Here is a 24,241-nt window from a genome sequence, read left to right as displayed (position 1 = left end):
AGCGCGGCTCAAGCGTCCAGGCGCGCTCGGAAGCGGGACTCCAGCGCGCGCAGCTCGCCGAGCGACTCGCCCGACGCCCCGCTCCGCTCCGCGACCTCCAGCGCCTTCGCCAAGGCCCGCGCGTCCTCTTCGCTCTGCTCGCGCAGCCGCTGCATCATCGTCCGCGTCGCGTCGAACAAATCCTTCAGCTCGTCACCATCGCGCAGGCCATACGACGGGGGACGCAGCTTGCCCTCCGCCACCTCCCCCACCATGCGCCGGATGCGCAGCAGCGGACCCGCCACCCGGTGCGTCACGACGATGGTGCCCAGCGCCACCACGGCGATGAAGGCCAGGAGGAACGCGCCCAGCACCCACCACGTCGCGCGCTGGCGCCACTCGAGCTCCGCGCGCTGCGCGACGATGGCCGCGCGCTCCTGCTCGTAGGCCGCGTCGATGGTCTGCGCCTTCTCCCGGAAGGCGGCCTCGAACGCCGGGTCATCCATGCGCGCGAGCAGCTCGTTGGAGAGCGTGGCGCTGGACAGCTCCCGGCTCACCTCCGCGGCCTTCGAGCGCGCCTCCACCGCCGTCGCCGTCTCCTGCATCAGCGCCCGCGCCGAGCGCACCAGGAACACGCCCAAGAGCGCCGACAGCACCAGCGTCACGCCGACGATGTACGCGGTCAGCTTGAGCTGGAAGCTCGTATCCAGCAGGAAGTTGCGCCAGCGCCGCTTGGGGGCCGCCTGCTGCGCCGTGCTGCTCGTCGTCATGTGTCGTTGCTCCACTCGAAGGTTTCGGCGGCGTCCTCCACGGCGCGGGGGACCAGCGCCTTGAGGAGGTCCGCGGGCTGCGCGCCCCCGGCCTTCACGTCCACCTGCCCCAGCAGGGACAGGTCCGGGTAGGTCATGCAGACGATGGCCACCCGCAGGCCCCCACCCTCCATGGGGTGGACCTCCGGGGTGATGCGAAATCCCCGCACGCCCAGCTTCTTCAGCGCGCCCTTGGCCTGCGCCTTGGTCTCCTTGGCGGGCGCCAGCACCGCCCCCCGGCGCACCAGCCGCGAGCGCAGCCGTGCCTCGGTGGCCTTCACCAGCTCCGGCGGCAGCGAGCGCGTCAGGTCCTTCATCCCCTCCATGGCGATGTACAGCCGGGCCGGACGCGCCTGGTACTCCTTCAGCGCGCTCACCGCCTCGCGCACCGCCGCCTGCACCGCCGCGTCCGCCTCGTCCTTGTGGGCCTCCAGGCAGGGCAGCGCGGAGGACTCCAGCAGCTTCGCCAGCGACTTGGCGACGGCGGCGCGCACCAGCTCGCTTGCGTCCTTGAGGCCGGGGCACAGCACGGCCACGGCCTCCGGGTCCTCGGTGGCGCCCAGCACGAGCGCCGCCTGGGAGCGGGAGCGAGGGTCCTTGCCCTGCTGGAGCTGGCGCCCCAGGAACGCAAGACGGGTATCCCCCTGGGCGAGGGTCGCGCCGGGCGCGAGGAGGAGCAGGAGCAGGGAGAGAGCGGGCAGCCGCATGGCGGGGGAGGGCGACTCGCAGTGTAGCGCCGTGTGCCCGGTGACGAACAGTTGCCTGGAGGGCGGGCCGTTCACACCCACCTCCCCTCCCCTCGTAGGCGTCGTGGATCCGACCTGGGGCCATCCTGGGGTAACGTGCGCCCGGTCCAGGAGGGCATGCCCGGTGTCATTCGCTTCCCGGTTGGAAGGTCTGCTGCAGCAAGTGGGATTGAGCGGCGTGGTGGAGGAGGTGCGCACGCGCCTGGGCTACGCGCGCCCGAATCCTCCCCCCGCCCACAACGGCCATGGCGCGCCCCGCCCCATCGAGCGCAGGGAGTCTCCGGTCGCCCCCGCGCCCCCCGGCGCCCCCGAGCCCACGCGCGTCGAGCGCACCCCGCGCCCGCGCCCCATCATCGAGGAGCCACCAGCCCCCGCCGCCGAGGTCGCGGCCGAGGAGCCCGCGCCCCCGACGAAGGCCGCGAAGGCGCGAAAGGCCAAGGTGACGAAGAGCGCGAAGGGCGCCCCCAAGGCTCCCGCGCCGAAGCCGGGCAAGAGCAGCCCCGCCCGGAGCAAGCCCCGCGCGAAGAAGCGCGAGAGCCCGGCCGCGGCCGCATCGCCCACCGCGGACGCGGGACAGGCGGTGGACCGGTTGATGGCGGCGCTGCGGACGCATCCGCGTCACGAGGAGCTCGCCTCCGCGGGCAAGCTGAAGGACCAGCTCGTGCGCTCACTGATTCCGCTCTACCTGGCGCGCGCCGCGGAGCTGGACATGGAGGTGACGTCGGGGACGACGTCGCGCTTCTGGGGCGAGCTGGGCGTCACCTACGCGGCCCCTAACGCGGCCAAGGCCCTGAGGCTGCACGCCGGGTACGCCCAGGACACCAAGAAGGGCAAGGCCATCACCGCCAAGGGCGTGCAGTACGTCGAGGACGCGCTCAAGCGCCTGCGCGACGGCGAGGCCTCCTGAGCCCCCTTGGCCACCGGGGCGAGTGTCGGACCGGTGGCACTTGGAGGTCCAAGGGGGCGTGGTGAGGTTGGCTGGCGGACGCTCGCGGGCCCCTGGCCAACGAGCAACTGGCCGGGACGCGGGCTCCCCCTAGATTGGCGCGGAGCCATGGCTTCGACGCGCCCGTCCTCCTGGATGCCCCCTCCGACGCCCGCTGCCTCCCACTCCGGGATGGCGTCCTGGGCCGAGGAGCGCCTTGAGGCCCGGCCGTCGTCGGGCCGCCGGGGGACGGGACGGGGTGGGACATGGGTCCGACGGCGCTGACCTTCTACCGGGCCGCGAGGCGGCTTCGCACGCTGGGTGTCCCGATGCTGCCAGGCATGGTGGCCGCGGTGGGCGACCGACTCCTGCACAGCCACGTGGACATCGACGCGCGGCTGCATGCCTCGGTGGGACTGGGCTACGGCGGCGTGGGCGTGGTGGTGGCCCCCGGCGTGGAGGTGGGCGAGGGCAGCTTCCTGTCCCAGAACGTCAGCGTGGAGCCGCAGGTGGGTGTGCCCGGCGTGCCGCGCATCGGCCGCAACGTCTACGTGGGCGTGGGGGCTCAAATCATCGGCCCCGTCACCGTGGGGGACGGCGCAGTGATTGGCGCGGGCGCCCTGGTGACGGCGGACGTGCCGCCCCTGGCCGTGGTGGCGGGCATGCCCGCCCGGGTGGTGAAGGTGAAGCAGACGATGTCACACGGGCACTGACGCGGGGCCTTCCGGGAGACGGCCCCTGTCCGGTGTCCCCTCCCCCACCGGCCATCCAGGCGGCTCGGGGGTTGTCGGAGTCTCGTCGGTCGGGGCGTCCACCCCTCCATGCAAACTCCAAGAACTCCTGCGCGGCCCACTCTTGTGGCATATACCCACACCATGCCTTCCGCCCTGACCGCCTCCGAGATTCGAGAGGCGTTCCTCAAGTTCTTCGAGGAGCGTGGACACCGCCGCGTCCCGTCCTCCTCGCTGGTGCCCGCCAACGACCCGACGCTGCTGTTCACCAACGCGGGCATGGTGCAGTTCAAGGATGTCTTCACGGGCCGCGAGCGCCGTGACTACAGCCGCGCCACGACGTCGCAGAAGTGCGTGCGCGCCGGCGGCAAGCACAACGACCTCGACAACGTGGGCTACACGGCGCGCCACCACACGTTCTTCGAGATGCTCGGCAACTTCTCCTTCGGCGACTACTTCAAGGCGGACGCGATTGCGTACGGCTGGGAGTTCGTGACGAAGACGCTCGGCCTTCCCCCCGCGCGGCTGGCCATCACCGTGTTCAACGGCGAGGGCGGCATCCCGTGGGACGAAGAGGCGTTCGAGCTGTGGGCGAAGCAGGGCGTCGCCCGTGAGCGCATCTACAAGCTCGGCCTGAAGGACAACTTCTGGTCCATGGGCGAGACGGGCCCGTGCGGCCCCTGCTCTGAAATCCACTTCCACCAGGGCGACGACATCCCCTGTGTCGAGGAGGCGGCGGGCAAGAAGTGTCAGGGCGTCGCGTGTGACTGTGACCGGTGGCTCGAAATCTGGAACCTCGTGTTCATGCAGTTCGAGCGCAAGGAGAAGGACGCGCCGCTGATTCCGCTGCCCAAGCCGTCCATCGACACGGGCGCGGGCCTGGAGCGCATCGCCTCCGTCGTGCAGGGCAAGCGCTCCAACTACGACACCGACCTGTTCCAGAGCATCATCGCCAAGGTGGTGGAGGTCTCCGGCAAGCCGTACTCGCAGGAGACGGGCGCCTCCCACCGCGTCATTGCGGACCACGCGCGCGCGGCGGCGTTCCTCATCGCCGACGGCGTGCAGCCCTCCAACGAGGGTCGCGGCTACGTCCTGCGCCGCATCATGCGCCGCGCCATCCGCCACGGCACGCTCCTGGGCCTGGAGCAGGTCTACTTCTTCTTCAAGATCGTGGACCGGGTCATCGAGCTGATGGGTGACGCGTATCCGGAGCTGCGCGACAGCCGCCCCTTCATCCTCAAGGTGGCCGAGCACGAGGAGGAGAGCTTCCGGCACACGCTCAGCCGCGGCATGAAGATGATCGAAGAGAGCGTCTCCCGGCTGAAGCAGTCCGGCGAGAAGCTCATGTCCGGCAAGGACGTGTTCCTGCTGCATGGCACCTACGGCTTCCCGTGGGATTTGACGCAGATCATCCTGCGTGAGCATGGGCTGGACGCGGACATCCCCGGCTTCGAGGAGGAGCTGAGGAAGGAGCGTGAGCTCAACGAGGGCGGCAAGCTCACCAAGGACAAGGCCATCGGCGACGTCTACCTCAAGCTCATCGAGAAGCTCGGGCCCTCGGAGTTCCTGGGCTACGAGGGCGAGGGCCACGAGGGCGAGGGCAGCATCCGCGCGCTGATTCGCGACGGCGTGGAGGCGGTCCAGGCGTCCCAGGGCGACAAGGTGGAGCTGGTGCTGGACCGGACGCCGTTCTACGGCGAGTCCGGCGGCCAGCTGGGCGACACCGGCAACATCGTGGGCCACGGCGGCAAGGCGAAGGCCAAGGTGCTGGACGCGCAGCGCCCGGTGCAGGGGCTCATCGTCCACACGGTGGAAATCACCGAGGGCACCTTCAAGGTCGGCGACATGGTGCAGGCGGCGGTGGACGTGGAGCGGCGCAAGGCCATCCGCGCGAACCACTCCGCGACGCACCTGCTGCACAAGGCGCTCAAGCTGGTGCTGGGCGAGCACGTGAAGCAGGCGGGCTCCGTCGTGGCGGCGGACTTCCTGCGCTTCGACTTCTCGCACTTCGGTCCGATGACGACCGAGGAGTCGGAGAAGGTCGAGGACCTGGTCAACGGCTGGATTCGCGACAACGCGGCGGCGCAGACGCGCGTCATGACGCTGGAGGACGCGAAGAAGTCCGGCGCGGTGGCGATGTTCGGTGAGAAGTACGGCGAGACGGTGCGCGTCGTCACCGTGCACCCGGAGTCCACCGAGCTTTGCGGCGGCACGCACGTCAAGCGCAGCGGCGACATCGGCCTGTTCAAGATTTCGAGCGAGAGCGGCGTGGCGTCCGGCGTGCGGCGCATCATCGCGCTGACGGGCGTGGGCGCGTTCCAGCACGTGCGCGAGCAGGAGCATGAGCTGCGCAAGGTGGCGGAGCTGCTCAAGACGTCGCCCAAGGACGTCGTCAAGCGCGTGGAGGCGACGCAGAAGCGCGTGAAGGAGCTCGAGCGCAAGGTGGAGGAGGTCTCCGTCAAGGCGCAGACGGCGGGCAGCAAGGACCTGCTGGAGCAGGCGCGCGACGTCAACGGCATGAAGGTGCTGGCCACGCGCGTGGACCCGGCGGACGACAAGGTGTTCCGCGGCATGGCGGACCAGCTGCGAGACCGCATCCAGTCGGGCGTGGTGGCCATCGGTGGTGAGAAGGACGGCCGGGCCATCATCCTCGTCGCGGTGACGAAGGACGTGGTGGCCAAGGGCATCAGCGCGGGTGAGCTGGTCCGGGAGATGGCCAAGGAGGTCGGCGGCAAGGGCGGTGGCAAGCCCGACATGGCGCAGGCCGGCGGCCCGGACTCGGCGAAGCTGCCCGCCGCGCTCGACAAGCTGTACGAGCTGGTGAAGGGAGCTGGCGCCGCGTGAGCCCTCGTGTCCGCCTGGCCCTGGTGTCGGTGACGCAGCTCCTGGCCGTGGCCCTCCTGTCGGGGGGCTGCACGAAGGAGGAGCCTGCGTCCGGGGCCCTGGGCACGGCGGACGAGCGCACGCTGCAGAAGCTGCGTCAGGAGGTGGACCGGGTGAACCAGGGCGGCCGTCCCACGCCCGGTCCCGAGTCGACTCGGGGAGACCCGAACGCGCAGCTCGCGGGGCTCGCCGCGGGGTTGGACGATGCGGCGCCCCGGCGGCTGGAGCTGCCGGAGTCGAATGCCACGGTGCACGTGGACACGGTGGCGGTGAAGCTCACGGGCCTGGAGTCCTCGCACTCGGTGAAGGGCTCGGGGAAGCTGAGCATGACGACGGAGGAGCTGTTCCTCCGGGTGCAGTTGGTGACGCAGAACGTGGGTCCCGCGCCGGTGACGATGGATTGGGATGCGGCGCGGGTGGTGGGCGCGCGGGAAGCGACGTATGGGATTGCCCGGGATGCGCAGGTGCTCGCGGGGACGCGTCCGCTGCGCCGCACGTGGGCGCTCGAGGAGCGCTCGGACGTCATCCTCATGTTCGAGCTGCCCCCGCCGGCCCTGAAGGAAGGTGACCTCCAGCTGGTCATCCCGGGGACGGGGGGAGAGGTGCGGATCCCCCTGCGATGAGCGGGCTTGTTCCCAAGCTGCTTCCGCTGCGCATCCGTCTTCCGTACGGCACGGAGGAGGAGTTCATCGACAAGTATGGCTCGAACGTGGCGCGCGGCGGCGTGTTCATCGCCACGCGCGCGCTGAAGCCCGAGGGGACGGGGCTCGCGTTCGAGTTCGTGCTGGCGGATGGGAGCCGGCTGTTGCGCGGCGAGGGCGTGGTGGTGAAGGCGCAGGTGGAGTCGGGCGCGGGGCGCTCCGGCATGACGGTGCGCTTCGTGAAGCTGGACGCGGCGAGCAAGGCGCTCGTCGACCGCGTCGTCGCGCGGAAGGGGCCGCCCGAGCCCGCGCCGCATCAACTGGTTCCCGGGTTGGTGCGCAAGGGACGGCCCACGCCGGCACCCGCGGCACCGCCGGTGAGTCCCGGGGGCTCGAACTCCGAGGCGGCCCGGCCTGGTCCGTCCGAACTGGGTGAGCGGGCGTCGGACGCGGAGGCTGCGCCTCCCGCGCCTGGGTACGAGGCTCCGCGCGATTTCGGTTCGGAGGCGGAGTCGCGGGCCGCTGACGTCGAGGCTCCACGTGATGCGGCCTCGGAAGCCGCGTCACCGTCCGCGGGATTTGAAGCATCGCGCGCGGAGCCTGAGCATGAGGCCGTGGCCCGGCATGACGAAGGTTCTGGGACAGGGCCCGTCACTTCGGAATCGACGACGGCGGGCACGGCTGACAATCAGGCGGAGCCGGCACACGCGCAGGTGGATGCGAGCACCGCTCCGCCTCCCGATGCATCCGTGGGCGATACCGGGCTCGACTTCGACATCACCGCGAGCCTGTTCGGTCCCGATGACGACGAGCCCGCCGATGCTTCCGGCCCCCCTGGAGCGCGGCCGCTGACGGCGGAGTCGCTGGGGACGACGGCCTCGCCAGAATCGCGGTCGACTCTCACGGCTGAGGCGCTCTTCGGCGACGACTTCGACGCGCGGGACACCCCGCCTTCATCGCCGACCGCGGAGCCCGCTGAGACAGCGGAACCTGAGACGAGTGCCGATTCAGACTTCATCTCGGAAGCACGGTCCGAGTCGACGCAGCGGCCATCGACTCCTGCCTCGACGGCGAATGATGCGTCTCGCTTCGAGGCCGTGACGGACGGTTCGGAGCCTTCGACGACTTCGGCTACCGGCGTCGAGGCATCAACGAGCCCCGATGCTGCGGACACGTTGGGCACAGCTCCAACGAGCGATGCCGGGGCCATCCAGTCAGTCGACCCGACGACCTCTTCGGGGCACGGCACCAAAGGCGTCACCCTCGCCGTAGCATCCGCATCCACGGGCACGACAGAACCCACTCCGTCGACCCAGACCACCGATTCGGTGGAGTCCAGCACCGCGAATGTCTCCAGTGGCCCAGAAGTGCCCCTCAACACGTCCGTGGCCACGGGCAGCACGACAGAATCCAGTTCGTCGACGCCCAGCCTCACGAACATCACCAGGGCCGACGAGGTGTCCTCCATCACGGGCACGACCGAGTCGGCCTCGTCGACACAGCCCACTGAATCGACCACCGTCGGCGCGGCTGGCGTGCCTGCCACTGAGGGAACGACCGAATCGGCGTCGTCGACACAGCCTGTGTCGAACTTCTTCAATGAACCGGAAGTAACGGCATCTACGAGCACGACCGAGTCGGCCGCGGCAGCGCCGACCACTGCATCGACCAGCATCGGTGCAGCGGACGTGACCGCCACCGCAGGAACGCCTGAGTCGGCTTCGGCAACACAGCCCACTCCATCGACCAGCATCGATGCTGCAGGCGTAACCGCATCGACGGGCTCGACTGAGTCGGCTTCGACGACACAGCCCACTCCATCGACTAGCATCGATGCTGCAGGCGTAACCGCATCGACGGGCTCGACTGAGTCGGCTTCGACGACACAGCCCACTCCATCGACCAGCATCGATGCTGCAGGCGTAACCGCATCGACAGGCACGACCGCGTCGGCTTCGACGACCCTGCCCACAGCGCCGAGCGGCATCGGTGCGGTAGGCGTGATCACCACCGCGGACACGACCGAGTCGGCTTCGACACTGCCCACAGCGCCGAGCAGCTTCGATGCAGCAGACGCGACCACCACGGCGACCACGCCTGAGTTGGCCTCGTCGACACAGCCCACTGAATCGACTGGCGTCGGCGCGGAAGGCGTGACGGCATCCACGAGCCCGACCGATTCGACCCCGACAACACAGTCCACTGCATCGAGCAGCCTCGATGCAGCAGGCGCGACGGCATCCACGGGCACATCCGAGTCAGCCTCGTCGACACAGCCCACTGCGTCGATCAGCGACGGTGCGGCAGACACCGAGGGCACGACCGAGTCAGCTTCGTCGACACAGCCCACTGGATCGACCGGCGTAGGTACCGCAGACGTGACCGCCACGGCTGTCACCACCGAGTCGGCCTCGTCGACACAGTCCACTGCATCGACCAGCGTCGGTGCGGCAGACACTGAGGGCACGACAGATTCGGCCCCGTCGACACAGTCCACTGCCTCAACCAGCGTCGGTACGACAGACGCGACCGCCACCACGGGCACGACAGAACCGGGTCAGTCGGCACACGCCACCGCTGCACCGCCCAACAGTACCGGTGCCGCAGGTACGTCCGTCACCACCGCCCCCACTCCCGCGACACGTCCCAACACCGAAGCGCGGGCCGCGCCCAGCGACGCCCCGACTCCTCCACAAGATGCCGACACCGCGCGCAATCGCCGCCGCGCGCTGCTCGACGTTCCCGTCTCCGCGCCCACCACCTCCCCCTCGCTCCCCGAGGTCGTCCTCGGCATCGACCTGGGCACCTCTCACGCGCGCGTCGCCGTCTTCCACGACGGCATCGCCCAGCTCGTCCCGCTCCCGGGCACCGACGGCCACGAGCTCCCCGCCCTCGTCGCCGTGGACGGCAACGAAGAGCTGCTCGTCGGCCCCGCCGCACAGGTCGAGGCCACTCGCGCCCCACGTCGCGCCGCGCCCGGGCTCATGCGACTGCTCGGCCTGCGCGCACGCTCGCCCCGCCTGCGCACCCTTGCCCCGCAGCTCCCCTTCCCCGTCGCCGCGGACCCGAGCGGGGATGCCTCCGTGGAGCTCGGGGGACGCCTCGTCGCCCCCACGCTCGTCACCGCGCTCCTCCTGCGCGAGCTGAAGCACGCCGCGTCGACGTTCGTCGGCCGCAAGGCCACTCGCGCCGTCATCTGCGCCCCCACCCACTTCACCGACCGACAGCGCGCCGCCCTGCGTGACGCGGCCACCATGGCCGGACTCGATGCCCAGCGCATCCTCACCGCTCCCGCCGCCGCGGCCCTCGCCCACGGTCACAGCAAGGGCCTGGCTCGCAAGCGCGTGCTCGTCGTGGACCTCGGTGGCGGCGGGCTCGGCGTGTGCGTCGTCCAGGTCACCGGCGACGACCTCGAGGTCATCACCACCGGCGGAGACCCCACCGTGGGCGGCCTCGACTTCGACGCCCGCATCGCCGAGGCCCTCGCCAGCGACCTCGCGGCCCAGGGCATCCCCCGCCCCGAGCACCCGCTCGACTGGGGCCCCCTGCGCAGCGCCGCCGAGTCCGCCAAGATGGCCCTCACCGAGAAGGACCAGGTGGACGTCTGCCTGCCCTCGGGAAGCGTCCCCCCGCTCAGCCGCGAGCGCATGGAGGCCCTCACCGCGGACCTCGCCCAGCGCGTGACGTCCGTCGTGCGCGAGGTCCTCGACTCCAACGCCCTCTCGCCTCAGGGACTCGACGCCGTGCTCCTCGTGGGTGGCCAGGGCCGCACGCCCCTCGTCCGCCGCCGCCTGGAGGAGAGCCTCGGCGTCCCCGTGCGCGACGACGTGGACGCGCGCGGCGCCGTGGCCCTGGGCGCGGCCCTGCTCGGCCACGGAATCGTGCTCGCCGAGGGCGGCAAGCCCGCCGCCTCCGTCTCCGAGGTCCTCTCCGCCCCCATCGGCGTCGCCGAGCGCGGAGGCACCCAGCGCCGCGTGCTCGAGCGCACGACGCGACTGCCCGCGGGCAAGACCCTCGTCATCCCCGTGCCCGCGCCCGGCCCGCTGGAGCTCGCCCTCTTCCAGGGCACCGCGCCGCTCGTCGCGGAGAACGAATACCTCGGCCGCCTCTCGCTCAACGTCGAACGCCCGGGTGAGGTGGAGCTGCACTTCGCGCTCACCGCCGACGCCGCCCTGTCCCTCGAGGCCACGCTGCCAGGCGTGCGCCGCCAGCCTGTCTCCCTCGCCCTGGAGGACCTGGACGACGCGGGGCGCGAGGCGCTCGTCGCCCGCTCGCCGCTGGTGGGCGAGCCCGAGGCGCGTCCCAGTGGCCTTCTCTCCGGGCTGAAGAAGCTCTTCGGCCGCCGCTGAGCGCCCCTTCGTCCGGCTCCTGTCGGACCTTCCGAACCACCGCCGCTCCAGTGGCCTCTCTCTGTAGCCGACTCAACGGATGCCCAGCTTTCCGCTGACCGGATTTACGAGGAGGTAGTCGATGCGACGTTCGATGGTGGGAGGAGTCGCCGTGGCGACCGTGGCGCTGGCGAGCCCCGCGTTCGCGATTGAGGCCCAGAAGGTGGCGGGGGCCCTGGACGTGAGGCAGCAGCCCGAGGTCGGCCTCGACGTGCGATTGGGCCTGGGCAGCTTCACGGGGGACCTGGGCGAAGACGTGGGCGTGGGCCCCCTCTTCAGCATCAACGCCGACGCCCAGGCCTGGAAGTACGTGGGAATCGAAGTCGGCTACGAGCTGCAGCGCATGCCCGTCGACTCGCGGCGCATCGACGATGAGGACGCGGGCCTGTGGCGCAACAACCTGGGCCTGATGGCCAAGGCGGGCCCGCTCATCGACGAGAAGTGGCGGCCCTTCGTCGGCGCCGGCGTGGGCCTGAGCTACGTGGACCCCTCCGACGGCGCGGATGGCGTCTACGACAGCGACTGGATGACCGAGCTCCCGCTCGCCGCCGGCGTGGACTACCGCCTGGGCAGCGTCCTCTTCGCGGGCGCCCGGGCCACCTACCGCCTGCTGGGCGGCGAGAACATGGTGGACCGCCCCGGCACCACCAGCGCCGCCAAGGGCAGCCTCTTCAACGCCAACCTCACCCTGGGCGGCCGCTTCTAGCCCGTCCGCTCACACCGTGCGCAGCGCGAGCACCGTCTCGGGGCGTGGGTCCTTCTCCCACGCCTCGAGCAGCTCCGCCGCCGGCGAGCGCTTCGACGCGGCGACCTCCGCGAGCGGCTCCAACAGCGGCGCATCCGCCGCGTCCAGCCGATTCAGGCCCCGCCGGGCGATGCCCACCATCTCCTCCGCGAGCCGGTACAGCTCGCGCGCGCCCAGCCGCCCCGCCAGGCCCTCGCGCCGGGCCGTGTCGTGGAAGGCCAGGTGCTCCACGTACGTGAGCTTGGGCAACAGCCGCTCCGCCTCGTCCAGCGCCGTGGCGTCGTACAGGATGCCGCGCCACAGGGCCGCCAGCGCGCCCGTCATCGCCGCGCTGCCGCAGTCCGCGCCACGCACCTCGACGACCTTCTTCAGCCGCACCTCGGGGAAGAGCGTGGAGAGATGGTCCGTCCAGTCCGCCAGGTCCGGCGGCTTGCCCTCGAAGCCCTGCTCCATCAGCTGTCGGAAGGTGAGCTTCGGGTGCAGGTACTGCCCCTGGCGGCGCAGGAAGAGCAGCGGCGCGTCCAGCGCCCACTCGACATAGGCCCGGTAGGAGAAGGAGCCGTCGAAGAACGCCGGCAGGTAGCCGCAGCGCGTCGGGTCCACCTCATCCCAGACGCGATTGCGGAAGGACAGATAGCCGGAGGGCCTTCCGTCCACGAGCGGGCTGTTGGCGTACAGCGCGTTCATGATGGGGGACAGCCGGGCCACCACCACCGTCTTGCGGACACAGTCCGCCTCATCCTTCCAGTCGAGCGACACCTGTCCGGTGGCGGTCATCAACATCATGTTCAGCGCCAGCCGGCCGCGCTCCGGCAGGGTGCGCCGCATCACCAGGTAGCGGCTCTTGGGCATCCACGGCTGGGTGAACGTGGTCCCCGTGGGCCGGTAGCCCAGGGTGACGAGCCGCAGCCCCAATTCCCCCGCCGCCGCCTTCACCTGCTTGAGGTGGGCCAGGTTCTCCGCGTGCGCCTCGCGCGCGGTGTGGAAGGGGCTGCCGGACAGCTCGAACTGGCCGCCGGGCTCCAGGGAGATGGTGGCCTCGCCGCGCTCGCGCTGCAGGGCGATGACGGGGGAGTCGGGCGTCTCCCGGAACGGGACGTAGCCGTCGGGGGCCAGCCGGTTCAGGAGCGCGCCCACCCCGGAGTCACCCTCGTAGGGGACCGGCTCGGACGAGCCCACGGGGTAGAGGAGCTTCTCGTGCTCGAGCCCCAGGCGCAGCTCGCCCTGGGGTTTCTCGGCGGCGCGAAATCCCGACACCAGCATATCGACGGAGGTGATGGGCTCGGAGGCGGCTCGCTTGAGGTCGAGTGACATGGGCGCGCCCTATATAACGGGGACCTCCGGACCCGCTGTCGATTCGCGCACTGGCCCGCCATGAGCCCTCCCTCTCCCATCCCCACTGTGTCCCCCCAGCCGCGCCTGTCCGATTTCTTCCAGGGCCTGGGACTGCTCGGCCGAGCCGCGGGCCTCATCCTGCGCTCCCGCCGCCTCTTCGCCCTGTCCGCCCTGTGCGCCGTCGTCACCGCCATCGCCCTGGTGGGCCTGGCGTGGCTGCTGTACCACTACGCCCCCCTGGCCCTGGGCTCCGTCTGGACCCAGCCCGAGTCCTGGTACGGCCGGGGCGCCTGGTACACGGTCCTGGTGCTCGCGGGGCTGGTGCTCTGGGTGGTGGGCGCCAACATCGTCCCGCCCCTGCTGCTCGCGCCCCTGCAGGACCCGCTGTCGGAGGCCACCGAGGCCCTCTGTGGAGGAAACGACGGCCCGCCCTTCACCCTGGCCGGCTTCGTGCGGGGCATCACCACGGGCCTGTTGCACACGCTCGCCCGGCTCTTCTTCCTGCTCGCCGGGCTGACGCTCCTGCTGCCCCTGCACCTCATCCCCGGGGTGGGCAGCGTGCTGTGGACGGTGCTGGGGGCCCTGTGGACCATGACCTGGATGGCGGGCGAGTTCCTGGCCGCCCCCATGACGCGCCACCTGTACCCCTTCGCCGAGGTGCGCCGGATGCTCCGCCAGCGCCGCGCCCTCTGCCTGGGCCTGGGGGCGGGCGTCTACCTCCTGCTCTGGGTGCCGATCCTCAATACGTTCTTCCTCCCGGTGGCCATCGTCGCGGGCACCCTCCTCTACCGGGGGTTCCTGAAGGCGGGCCTCCTGCCGCCCCCTCCCGGGGCCAGCCGGGGGGCGCTGCCCTGAAATAAACGCCTCCACCGGCTGTCGGAGCCAGCAGGGCGGGAACGCAGTGCCCGCCAGGGACGTTCTGCCTCTTCAGCGGAGAGTCGACGCCTTGAAGCACCAGAAAGCCGTGATTAGGCTTGCCCGGCCGCTTCAATGCCCAGCTACCGTTTCAAGGGTTCGGATTTTCTAGGCATTTCACGTCACACCCCGGAGTGCCGCACGGTGCTCCAGCTTGGATGAATCACATGCCGCGTTTTCTCCGCCGCATCTCCGCCGTAGCCGTGCTCCTCGGAGCATGGGCCCTCGTGGGCAGCCATCGCGCGCCGATACCGCTGATGATGGGCGCGGCGGAGGCCGGGCAGGGGCAGGGCACCTGGGACGGCAGCCTGCCCTCCGCCAAGGGCGAGAAGGCGCCTCATGACCTCAACAGCCTTCGCGTGCTGACCAAGGTCATCCTCTACGTGAAGGAGAACTACGTCGACCCCAAGCGCATCAAGCCGAAGGAGATGATGATCTCCTCGCTCGAGTACGTGGAGAAGAGCGTCCCGGACGTGCTGGTGGACGGCAACCCGGAGACGGGCAAGCTGGCGGTCAACGTCAACGGCAAGTCGCGCGAGTTCGACATCGCGCACGTCGACTCGCTGTGGAAGATGTCGTTCGCGCTCAAGGACGTCTTCGATTTCCTGTCGAAGAACATGCGCCCCATCGAGGACACGCGCGACATCGAGTACGCGGCCGTCAACGGCATGCTGTCCACCCTGGATCCGCACTCGGTGCTGCTGCGCCCGGAGCTGTACCGGGAGATGAAGCTGTCCACCAAGGGCGAGTTCGGCGGCCTGGGCTTCGTCATCCAGATGCGCGAGGGCAACCTCACCGTCGTCAAGGTGCTGCCCAAGACGCCCGCGCACCGCGCCGGCATCCAGAAGGATGACCGCATCAAGAAGATTGGCGAGGAGTCCACCGTCAACATGGACCTCAACGAGGCCGTGTCCAAGCTGCGCGGCCCGGTGGACAGCCGCATCACCATCACCGTGGAGCGCGACGGCTGGGAGAAGCCGCGCGTGATGACGGTGGCGCGCGCCATGATCTCCATCGAGAGCGTGCAGCACAAGATGCTCTCCGGGAACGTCGGCTACATCCGGCTGAAGAACTTCCAGGGCAACACCACGCGCGACCTGGAGGCGGCGCTGGGCGAGCTGCGCAAGCAGGCGGACACCAAGGGCGGCTTCAAGGGCCTGGTGCTCGATTTGCGCGGCAACCCGGGCGGGCTCCTGGAGCAGGCCATCCAGGTGTCGGACACGTTCCTGTCGAGCGGCACCATCGTCGCGACGGTGGGCCTGTCGGACAAGCTGCGCGAGGAGAAGCGCGCGCGTCCCACGGAGGGCGAGGACGCCTACCCCATCGCGGTGCTGGTGAACGCGGGCAGCGCGTCGGCGTCCGAAATCGTGGCGGGCGCGCTCAAGAACCTGAACCGCGGCGTCATCATCGGCCGGCAGACGTTCGGCAAGGGCAGCGTGCAGGTGCTGTACGACTTCCCGGACGACAGCGCGCTGAAGCTGACCATCGCGAAGTACCTGACGCCCGGCGACGTCTCCATCCAGGAGGTCGGCATCGTCCCGGACATCCAGCTGGTGCCCACCCGCGTCACCGACGAGCGCGTGGACGTGTTCGCGTCGCGCCGCTCCATGGGCGAGGCGGACCTGGACCAGCACTTCGGCAACCCGGACTCCACCACCGTCGCCAAGAAGCGCGAGGACGTGCTGGACCGCGAGAAGCCGCGCGAGAGCCTCAAGTACCTGAAGGTGGACCCCAAGCAGCAGGAGAAGCTGGCCGCCGCCGCCAAGGAGGAGCCCAAGCCCAAGGCCGCCGCCACCGAGAAGGTGGACAAGAAGCCCCACGGCGAGAACGACCCGCTGCTGGACGTGGCGGGCCAGGGCGAGGACCTGGACGACCAGCTCGACGCGGAGTCCCAGGATGAGATCAAGGAGGACTTCGAGGTGCAGTTCGCGCGCGACTACGTGCTGCGCGCGCCGGCCACCACCCGCCAGAAGATGCTGGAGCAGGGCAAGTCCTTCATCGAGCAGAAGCGCCGCGAGGAGGAGACGCGCATCAACAACGCCATCGCCGCGCTGGGGGTGGACTGGAGCGCCGGTCCCACGCCGAAGAACGTGCAGCTGACCGGCACGCTGACGCCGTCCCCGGACGCGAAGATCATGGCCGGCGAGCTGCTGGAGATGGTGGTGACGGCGGAGAACAAGGGCGGCGAGCCGCTCAAGCGCGTTCGCGCCTGGACCGAGAGCGACAACGCGTTCCTGGACCGCCGCGAGTTCATCTTCGGCGCGCTCAACCCGGGCGAGAAGAAGTCCTGGAAGGTGAAGGTGCGCCTGCCCAAGGACCTGACCAGCCGCCGCGACGACGTGACGGTGCGCTTCTTCGACGACCAGGGCGCGCTGCCGGAGACGCGCGTGTCGGAGCTGAACTTCGCCGAGCTGCCGCGTCCGTCCTTCGCGTTCAACTGGCAGGTCATCGACGACTGCGCCGCCTGCAACGGCGACGGCGTGGTGCAGCGCGGTGAGTCGGTGGCGGTGCTGCTGGACGTGACGAACGTGGGTCCGGGCACGGCGCTGGACTCGTTCACGCAGATCAAGAACGGCGGCGACGCGAACATCTTCATCGAGAAGGGCCGCTTCAAACTCGGCGAGCTGAAGTCGGGTGAGACGAAGTCCGCGCGCTTCCAGGTGGAGGTGAAGAAGGGCTACAAGGGCGACACCTTCCCGCTGAAGCTGGCCATCATCGACGAGCCCCTCGAGGAGTTCGTGATGGAGAAGATGGAGCTGCCGGTGAAGGACGCGGCGGTGGCCACGATGGAGCCCAGGAAGGGCTCGGTGCGCATCGCGGAGAAGGTGGAGCTGTTCGGCTCGCCGGTGGAGAACGCCCGCCCGGTGGCGAAGCTGAACGCCGCCGCGGTGCTGCCGGTGGAGGCCTCGACGAAGGGCTTCCTGCGCGTGGAGCTGGAGAAGAACCGCTTCGCCTTCGTGCGCGCCCAGGATGCTCGCGAGGTGAAGGCCGGCAAGCCCGTGGCGCCCAAGATGGCCTGGACGACGACGCGCCGTCCGCCGGACATCAAGCTGGACGCGGACCCGTCCTCGGGCGGCCTGGTGGCCAACGGGGAGAAGTTCACCCTGTCCGGCGTGGTGACGGACCCCAACGGCCTGTTGGACGTCTACGTGCTGGTGAATGACCAGAAGGTCTTCTTCAAGGGCGTGGACCCGGCCAAGGGCGAGCCCAACACGTTGAAGTTCTCCACCGAGTTCACGCTCAAGGAGGGCAACAACAACGTGCTGGTGGTGGCGCGCGAGAGCACCGACTTCGCCAGCCGCCGCACCCTGGTCATCCGCCGCCGTCCGGCGGAGGTCGCCCAGACGGTGCCCGCGCCGGGTCAGCCGGCCGGGACGGTGAAGCCTCGGCAGCAGTAGTCCTCCGGCCCACGGGCCGGACGCAGCCTTCCGGGCGGTCCGTTCCGCCAGTCCTCCTCACGGAGACTGGCGGGAGGGGCCGCCCGTTTTGTTGACGCTCCTCGCGAGCAGGCGTTAGCGTCCGACGCCGTGGGGCGCCCCCGGCCGGCGGGTGCTCGGGAGGCGGTGACTCGAATGCGGACGTTCAGTCGGTGGCTCGCCCTGGCGGCGTGTGTCTCGGGAGCGACCGCGTACGCGGACCAGAACGACCTGCGCATCTCCGAGTTCGGGGACCCGACGACGGCGAACTCCTCCGCCAACGCGGACTTCCAGGCCTTCGCGCGCATCATGGGCGCCGCCATCACCTCGGCGAACCTGATGCCGCCGGAGACGACGGGGCACTCGGCCTGGGCCATCAACGCGGAGCTGTCCGTGGTGTCGCTTCCGGACAGCGTGCGCATCCCCACCGAGAACCCGGAGCAGCCCTCCACGGTGCTCATCCCCTCCTTCCACGTGCGCAAGGGCCTGCCCTTCTCGCTGGAGCTGGGTGGGCGCGTGGGCTGGGTGGAGAAGAGCAGCCAGGTGGTGGCCACCGGCGAGGTGAAGTGGGCCGTCAACGAGGGCTTCACGTGGCTGCCGGACGTGGGCGTGCGCGGCCACGTCACCAAGCTGTTCGGCACCAGGGACTTGAGCCTCACGGTGATGGGCCTGGACCTGGGCGTGGGCAAGCAGTTCCCCCTGGGCGGCATGGTGACGCTGACGCCCTACGGCGGTCTGGACCTGGGCTTCGTGGGCGCCACCAGCAGCCGCATCGACTTCCAGCCGAACCGCTCCTACGAGGACTCCACCGGGAACGACTCACGCGCGGCGCTGGAGGGTACGGCGCCGTACCGGAAGGTGTCCTTCGGCGACAACGTGAACCAGCGCTTCTACGGCGGCGTGCGCTTCATCGGCGGCGTGCTGCAGTTGGGCGCGGAGCTGTCGATCACCCGCACGGGCAGCGTCGAGGACCCGGGCGCGAGCGAGGACCGGGGCCTGCCGGGTGTCTTCGCGTTCAGCACCACGCTGGGCCTGGACTTCTGAGCGGCGCCCTCAGGCCGCGGCGCGCAGGGCTTCGCGCACCGCGCCCGGCCTGTTGGTGATGAGGTAGCTGACGCCCATGCGCTCGAGCTCGCTCGCGCGGGCGGCGTCATCCACGGTCCACGCGGCCACGCGCAGCCCCGCGGCTCGCCAGGTGGCCACCCGCTCCGGCGTGCAGTCCACGTGGTACGGGTGCACCGAGTGCGAGGACACCAGCGGGCTCACCGCGTAGGCCTGCACGCCCCAGCGCCGGTCCGGGTCGATGAGGTAGCCCCGGCGCAGCTCGGGCGCGACGGCGAGCAGTCGGAAGAGGCACAGCGGGTTGAAGCTGGAGATGACCACGCGCTCGGCCATGTCCAGGTCGCGCACGAGCCGGGCCACCTTGCGCGCCAGGCCGTCGTCATCGAAGCGCTCGCACTTGAGCTCGATGTTGACGATGAACTGTGGGGGCAGTGACAGCAGCACCTCCTCCAGCAGGGGAATGCGGGCCGGAGCGAAGCCGAGGGGTGAGCCCACGTCGGCCTTCTGGAGCTTCCACCAGGGGGTGGTGCGCACCTCCCAGGGCAGGCGGGCCAGGCGCTCCAGGCGCTCGTCGTGACAGACGACGACCTCGCCCGAGCCGCACACCATGGCGTCCAGCTCCACGCCGTCGGCGCCCTGACGGGCGGCCTCGGTGAAGGCTTCCAGGGTGTTCTCGGGGGCGTCGGCGGAGGCGCCTCGGTGGGCAAGCAGGAGCATGGGCGCAGTGTGCGACGGAAGCGGCCGCCGCGTGCAGCCGAAGTGCGGGCAGGCGTCCACGGCTGGACGCGCGGCTTGCCTCCCCCGCCCCTTTGCTGCACTGTGCCCTCATCATGGGCCTCGGCCTCGGAGAATTCATCGTCCTCGGCTTCATCCTGCTGGTGGTCTTCTCGGCCGCCCGGATGGGTCAGCTCGGCAACGCGGTGGGCAAGTTCGTCTACTCGTTCCGCAAGGCGTCCAAGGGCGAGGACCTCATCGACGCCAAGTCGCTGCCGTCCTCACGTCGGGGCTCCACCGACGCCGAGTACACCGAGCAGGACGCCCCGCGCCGCCGCTAGGTCGGCCGCCCCTCCCCGCTGCTTCTCGACTGTCCGCGCGGGCCCGCGCCGTCGTGTCCAACGTGGGTTCCCGGCGCTCGGGGCCTCGTGAAGCGGAAGGCGCCTCGATTCAGTCCGGACCGTGGTGCCCGATGCGAGTTCCGGGGACTTCCGTCGCGCGAGGGCTCGCGGGGCGGAGGGACTCGGGGCCCTCGGCCAGGAGCCGGGAGGCCTGCTCGCGCAGCGAGGCGTGCACGGCGTTGTCCGAGATGAGCTCGCGCAGGTCCCCCGTGTTGAGCAGCGGGACGATTTTCGCGCCCACCTCGGGAGGCAGGTACGGGTTGAAGACGAGCGCCCGGCGCACCGCGTGGCGCACGGACCAGCGCGGGGACCTCCAGATTTCGAGCAGCGGCTCGGGACGCGCGGGACGGCGCGCGGCCACGCGCACCACCAGCTCCTCGGTGAGGCGGGGGTTGATGAGGACGTTGCGCAGGACGGAGGGGTTGCTCACCGTGGCCAGGCGCGACAGCGTGTCCGGATCCCTCGTCAGTCGGGCCTGCTGCTTGAGGTGCCCGAGCGACTGCGAGAAGGCGTTGGCGTCCGCGCGCGCCGCGGCATCGGGGTTCATCTCGCGCTTCGCGGGGCCCTGCGCGAACAGGTCCGCCACGGTGTCGAGCGACTGCACATGCGCGAGCCTGCGCAGCGCGCCCACGTGGGGGATGTGCTCGGCCTCCTGCGCGAGCGCGGCCATGAAGTCGGACAGCACGCAGGTGGCGGGCTCCCAGCCCTGACGGGCCAGGGAGATGAGGTGCCCTACCAGTTCATTCGCGTCGAGCGGGTCTCCGCGCGACAGCTCCCTCGCGGCCGCCTTGCGACGCACCGACGCACCGCCACCGAGCGCGTGGAGGAATCGGGCGACGTTGCGAGCTTCCTCCAGCGAGGGCATGGCGGCTCACTCCGTGGGCTTGGCCTGGGCCGGCGCGGTGGGCTCGGCGGGAGGAGGAGTGGCCGCAGCGGGCGCGGGGACGGCCTCCACCGTGACTTCGAGGCGGAAGCCATCGAGGGCGGCCGGGTACTCGTGGAAGACGAGCAGGAAGGGCGCCCTGGCGCCGGGGGCCACGGAGACGGCGGAGGAGTCCATGCGTTGGCGCAGGGCCTGGGCCGACTCGGTGTTGCCCACCGCGAAGAGTTCCTCGGGCGTGGCCACCGAGCCCGCGAGGCCCTCGACGGAGCGCACGCGCTGGTTCCCATCGAAGAGGGCGCCGCGCACGCGCAGGTGCGTCGCCGAGCCGGTGCGGTTCTCCGCGTCCCCTCGGATGAAGAAGAGCGGCTTGCCGGACTGCGTCTCGTACAGGCCGTTGGACACGTCGAGAGCCACCAGCGGCGTGGGCGCGGGGACGACGAGTGAGCGCAGGCGCTCGGGAGAGAGGACGGAGAAGTCCACCCGGCCCTCGTGCAGGTAGACCCAGCCCAGCGCGCCCAGACCCACCACGAGGGCGGCGGCGACCACCAGGTTGACGAACAGGGCCGTCACCTTGCGCGCGCGACTGGGCGGGCGGGCCTGGGGGATTCCGACGTCCTCGGGCCGGGCCGTGGGCTTGGCCACGGAGACCACGGGCGCGGAGGACATGCTCGGGTCCAGCTCCAGCACCTCGCGCTGCCCCACCCCGCTCCCCACGCGTCCCAGGGTGACGCCTCCACCCTGGCCCGCGTCCACGGGAGGCACGTCGTCCAGGAGCGAGCCCAACGAACCGCCGTGCGAGCCATCGTGGTCGAGAGCGCCTGGTGACACGTCACCGAACAGCGCCGCGCGCCCGGTGTCCGAGGCCTCGAGCCCCGCGTGCTCGCCGAAGGCCTCGCCACCGTCCGAGTTCAGGTCGAACAGGTCCTGCGCGCCGGGAGGCGACGAAGGGGGATGTCCCGGTGACGCGGCGGTGGGCGAATGGCCTGGGTGCGTCGCGTCACCCAGGTCGAGGGAAGCAAACGGGTCTGCGGCCGAGGAAGGACGCCCCGGGAGCGTCGCGTCGCTCGGGGCGAGGAAGGGGTCCACGGGAGCAGGAGCAGCAGGTGGACGGCTCGGCTGCGTCGCATCGCGCGGGTTGAGCGGCGCGGCCCCGCGAGCAGCCGCGGCGGGAGGCTGCCCGGCTTGCGTCGCATCACTCGGATTGAGCGGCGCGCCGCCTCCACGAGCAGCCGAGGCGGGAGGCTGCCCGGCCTGCGTCGCATCATTCGGATTGAGTGGCGCGGCACCCCCGCGAGCAGCCGAGGCGGGAGGCCGTCCGGCCTGCGTCGCATCACTCGAGTTGAGCGGCGCGGCCCCGCGAGCAACCGTGGCGGGAGGCCGTCCGGCCTGCGTCGCATCACTCGGATTGAGCGGCGCGCCTCCTGCGCGAGCGGGCGCCGGGGGCGGACGCCCGGCCTGCGTCGCTTCGTTCGGAGCCAGGGCCGCGAAGAGCTCCACGCGACCAGGAGCAGCAGGCGGACGACCCGACTGCGTCGCGTCGCTCGAGTCAAGGGCCGCGAACGGGTCCGGCGGCTGCCCCGCCTGCGTCGCATCACCCAGGTCGAGCGAAGCGAACGGGTCCGCCGGAGAAGCCGGAGGTCGACCCGCCTGCGTTACATCCAGGTCGAGCGAGGCGAACGGATCCGACGGTGGAGCCGGAGGACGCCCCGGAAGCGTCGCCTCCTCGGGCGCCGTGAACGGCGAGGCACCCGCCGCCCCATGCGCGGGGGGCCGCCCTGCCGCTGGCGCACCAGCACGCGGGGCGCCAGGTGCCCCCGCCTGAGGAGCCCGAGGAGGCGGCTGCCCCGTCACGCCACGAGGAGCAGCGTTCTGCCCCGCCACCGGAGCACTCGCCGGAGCGAACGGAGGCGGCGCCGACATCGTCGTGTCGTCGATGTCGATAGACGCGAACGGGTCATCCTCGGCCGCGGGAGGAGCGGCGGTCCGAGGCGCAGGCAGCGCGTCATCGATGTCGATGGACGCGAACGGATCCGCATCGACCGGAGGCGCGGGAGGCTTCGCGCCAGGCCCCACGGGCGCAGGCAACGCACCGAACGGATCCGCCCCACCCACCGCCCCAACGGGCGCGGCGAGGAAATCAGCGAACGGGTCCGCGCCTCGCGACGCGGCGCTTCCCGCCCCGGGAGGCGGAGGCGGCGCGGTGCGGGCTGGCGCCCCCCGAGGCGCCGCGACTCCCGGAGGCTGCCGGGACGCGATTCCGGGCAGGGGCACGGGCCCCGATTGCCGCGATGCGGCGGCCTCATCGACCGGCGGAGGCACCGCGCCACCGTACAAGCCCGAGGAAGTGTCGACTGGCGGACGAACGGGCTGCGCGGCCCCGGGCAGTGGAACCGCGCCAGCGTTGCGCACCGCGGCGACGCCAGGAGCCCCGGCCACGGGAGGGCCCGAGGACTGCGCCGGCGGCAGCGGGATGGGACCCACGCGGGTGGGCTCGCGGAAGACGCCGTCCTCCGTGTCGAGGTCCCCATCCATGCTGTTCCACGAGCCACCCCCAGGGGGGCCCGCGGGGGCTGTTCGCGTCGCCGCGACGCCCTGGGCGAAGAAGCCGGGCCGCGTGATTTCAACGCCTTTGGGGTCGGCAGCGGCCCCGAAGGCGGCGAAGGGGTCGGCCTGCCCGGCCGACGAGGAAGGCGAGGACGCACCGGCATCCTCCCCGCCTGATTCACGGGTGACGCGGAACGTGTTCTGACATTTGGTGCAGCGGACCTTGACCCCCTTCTCGGTCACCTTCTCGTCGGGGATCTTGAACCGCGTCTGGCACCGCGCGCACTTGACGATCATTCAGCAGGCCTGGGGCAGGCACGAGTATAGAGGCACCGGGCGGGTCCGGCGAGACGGGTTCTCGCTGCTTGCTCGCCTCCAACCCCTCTGGTACGAGGTTCGCCCCTGCGAGACTCAGGCATGGAAGCTGGCTTGGAGTCGAGCCCAAAAGGGGCGGAGAAACCGATGAGCGAGGCCGAGCAAGCAGGCGCTCCCAGCAGCAAGGAGCCGAAGATCATCAAGCGGTACACGAACCGGAAGCTCTACGACACCGTGGAGAGCCGGTACGTCACCCTCGATGAGATCGCCGCGATGATCAAGGAGGGCACCGAGGTGCGGATTGTCGACAACCGCACGAAAGAAGACCTGACCTCGGTCACCCTCGCGCAAATCATCTTCGAGGAGGAGAAGAAGAAGAACCAGATGCCGCTGTCGGTGCTGCGGGAGATCATCCGCCACCCCGGCGAGTCCATCTCGGGCTTCATCCAGAAGGAGGTCAGCCCTCGCGTCGCCTCCATCCGCGAGGAGGCCGAGTCCCGCCTCGACAAGCTCCTGCGCCGCGAAGAGGCCGTGAAGGCCGGCCTGGAGGTTCCTCCCGAGGAGCCCCAGCAGGCCGCGGACGCCAACCTGCCCGCCGGTGGCCTGTCCCCCGCCGACCTGCTCAAGGCCAGCCAGCGTGCCTTCGAGGACTGGCAGAAGAAGATCGACGAGCGCGTGAAGCACGTCGTCGAGAACCTCACCGGCAACCTCCCCGCCCTGGGCCGCGACATGCAGTCGCTCACCCAGCGCCTCGAGGAGCTGGAGAAGAAGCTCGAGCAGCTCGAGCAGTCCAAGAAGTCCGAGTAGCC

Annotated in this window: 17 protein-coding genes and 3 pseudogenes; 12 read left to right on the top strand and 8 right to left on the bottom strand. The window is 70.7% G+C overall.

The features are described from left to right. Positions 1–8 precede the first annotated feature (8 nt). The gene (locus tag K8625_RS02640; protein WP_223748110.1) at positions 9–749 is read right to left on the bottom strand and encodes a signal protein; all 741 of its coding nucleotides are present in this window, start codon (positions 747–749) and stop codon (positions 9–11) included. Further along, positions 746–1,495, bottom strand: coding sequence for a HEAT repeat domain-containing protein (locus K8625_RS02635; protein ID WP_074950705.1), 750 nt, complete (start codon positions 1,493–1,495; stop codon positions 746–748). The genes K8625_RS02640 and K8625_RS02635 overlap by 4 nt, the downstream gene beginning before the upstream one ends. 163 nt (positions 1,496–1,658) lie before the next feature. On the opposite strand from K8625_RS02635, the gene K8625_RS02630 reads away from it, so the two are divergent. From K8625_RS02630 to K8625_RS02610, 5 genes and pseudogenes are all read left to right on the top strand, one after another. Further along, complete coding sequence (locus K8625_RS02630; protein WP_223748109.1) at positions 1,659–2,441, top strand: hypothetical protein; 783 nt, start codon at positions 1,659–1,661, stop codon at positions 2,439–2,441. Positions 2,442–2,725: 284 nt separating this feature from the next. Then, positions 2,726–3,142 (top strand): annotated as a pseudogene (locus K8625_RS02625) (DapH/DapD/GlmU-related protein); the annotation flags it as partial. Between the two features lie 192 nt (positions 3,143–3,334). After that, on the top strand, positions 3,335–6,034 hold the full coding sequence (gene alaS / locus K8625_RS02620; RefSeq protein ID WP_223781737.1) for an alanine--tRNA ligase: 2,700 nt from the start codon (positions 3,335–3,337) through the stop codon (positions 6,032–6,034). Further along, positions 6,031–6,696 (top strand): hypothetical protein, encoded by a 666-nt coding sequence (locus K8625_RS02615; protein WP_223748106.1) that lies wholly within the window; start codon positions 6,031–6,033, stop codon positions 6,694–6,696. Before alaS ends, K8625_RS02615 begins: the two co-directional genes overlap by 4 nt. Then, a pseudogene (locus tag K8625_RS02610) lies at positions 6,693–6,989 on the top strand (TIGR02266 family protein); the annotation flags it as partial. The gene K8625_RS02615 and the pseudogene K8625_RS02610, both read left to right, overlap by 4 nt. A gap of 413 nt (positions 6,990–7,402) precedes the next feature. On the opposite strand, the gene K8625_RS02605 reads toward K8625_RS02610, so the two are convergent. Beyond that, positions 7,403–9,250: a hypothetical protein gene (locus K8625_RS02605; protein ID WP_223782058.1), complete on the bottom strand. Its 1,848-nt coding sequence runs from the start codon at positions 9,248–9,250 to the stop codon at positions 7,403–7,405. Positions 9,251–9,443: 193 nt separating this feature from the next. Between K8625_RS02605 and K8625_RS02600 the strand changes: the two genes are divergently transcribed. Next, entirely contained in the window at positions 9,444–11,063 is a 1,620-nt protein-coding gene (locus K8625_RS02600) for an Hsp70 family protein (protein WP_223782051.1), read from the top strand. Between the two features lie 121 nt (positions 11,064–11,184). Continuing rightward, on the top strand, positions 11,185–11,808 hold the full coding sequence (locus K8625_RS02595; protein ID WP_141329484.1) for an outer membrane beta-barrel protein: 624 nt from the start codon (positions 11,185–11,187) through the stop codon (positions 11,806–11,808). A 9-nt stretch (positions 11,809–11,817) separates the two neighbouring features. On the opposite strand, the gene K8625_RS02590 is transcribed toward K8625_RS02595, so the two are convergent. After that, complete coding sequence (locus tag K8625_RS02590; RefSeq protein WP_223748105.1) at positions 11,818–13,161, bottom strand: glutamate--cysteine ligase; 1,344 nt, start codon at positions 13,159–13,161, stop codon at positions 11,818–11,820. A gap of 60 nt (positions 13,162–13,221) precedes the next feature. On the opposite strand from K8625_RS02590, the gene K8625_RS02585 reads away from it, so the two are divergent. From K8625_RS02585 to K8625_RS02575, 3 genes are all read left to right on the top strand, one after another. Continuing rightward, positions 13,222–14,037 (top strand): EI24 domain-containing protein, encoded by an 816-nt coding sequence (locus K8625_RS02585; protein ID WP_223748104.1) that lies wholly within the window; start codon positions 13,222–13,224, stop codon positions 14,035–14,037. Positions 14,038–14,255: 218 nt separating this feature from the next. Next, complete coding sequence (locus K8625_RS02580; RefSeq protein ID WP_223781736.1) at positions 14,256–17,495, top strand: MXAN_5808 family serine peptidase; 3,240 nt, start codon at positions 14,256–14,258, stop codon at positions 17,493–17,495. 174 nt (positions 17,496–17,669) lie between these two features. After that, positions 17,670–18,557, top strand: coding sequence for a hypothetical protein (locus tag K8625_RS02575; protein ID WP_223748102.1), 888 nt, complete (start codon positions 17,670–17,672; stop codon positions 18,555–18,557). Between the two features lie 9 nt (positions 18,558–18,566). Here the strand turns inward: K8625_RS02575 and K8625_RS02570 are convergent, their stop codons facing one another. Further along, positions 18,567–19,292: a glycerophosphodiester phosphodiesterase gene (locus tag K8625_RS02570; RefSeq protein ID WP_223781735.1), complete on the bottom strand. Its 726-nt coding sequence runs from the start codon at positions 19,290–19,292 to the stop codon at positions 18,567–18,569. Positions 19,293–19,405: 113 nt separating this feature from the next. Between K8625_RS02570 and K8625_RS02565 the strand changes: the two genes are divergently transcribed. Beyond that, the gene (locus K8625_RS02565) at positions 19,406–19,630 is read left to right on the top strand and encodes a twin-arginine translocase TatA/TatE family subunit (RefSeq protein WP_141329496.1); all 225 of its coding nucleotides are present in this window, start codon (positions 19,406–19,408) and stop codon (positions 19,628–19,630) included. A gap of 109 nt (positions 19,631–19,739) precedes the next feature. Here K8625_RS02565 and K8625_RS02560 read toward each other — a convergent pair whose 3' ends face one another. The 3 genes and pseudogenes from K8625_RS02560 to K8625_RS02550 form a co-directional block, all read right to left on the bottom strand. Continuing rightward, entirely contained in the window at positions 19,740–20,555 is an 816-nt protein-coding gene (locus tag K8625_RS02560; protein ID WP_223748100.1) for a hypothetical protein, read from the bottom strand. A 6-nt stretch (positions 20,556–20,561) separates the two neighbouring features. Continuing rightward, positions 20,562–21,659 carry a hypothetical protein gene (locus K8625_RS02555; RefSeq protein ID WP_223782050.1) on the bottom strand — a complete coding sequence of 366 codons (1,098 nt, stop codon included), beginning with the start codon at positions 21,657–21,659 and terminating at the stop codon, positions 20,562–20,564. A 1,656-nt stretch (positions 21,660–23,315) separates the two neighbouring features. Beyond that, positions 23,316–23,414, bottom strand: a pseudogene (locus tag K8625_RS02550) (zinc-ribbon domain-containing protein); the annotation flags it as partial. A 165-nt stretch (positions 23,415–23,579) separates the two neighbouring features. On the opposite strand from K8625_RS02550, the gene K8625_RS02545 reads away from it, so the two are divergent. Beyond that, on the top strand, positions 23,580–24,239 hold the full coding sequence (locus K8625_RS02545; RefSeq protein ID WP_141332526.1) for a polyhydroxyalkanoate synthesis regulator DNA-binding domain-containing protein: 660 nt from the start codon (positions 23,580–23,582) through the stop codon (positions 24,237–24,239). Positions 24,240–24,241 lie beyond the last annotated feature (2 nt).

Origin of the sequence: Myxococcus sp. AS-1-15 (assembly GCF_020037055.1) — a bacterium.
In the GTDB taxonomy this organism is placed as follows: Bacteria; Myxococcota; Myxococcia; order Myxococcales; family Myxococcaceae; genus Myxococcus; species Myxococcus fulvus.
Note: the sequence above shows the minus strand (reverse complement) of the source record. Positions and strands in the feature narration are given on the sequence as shown.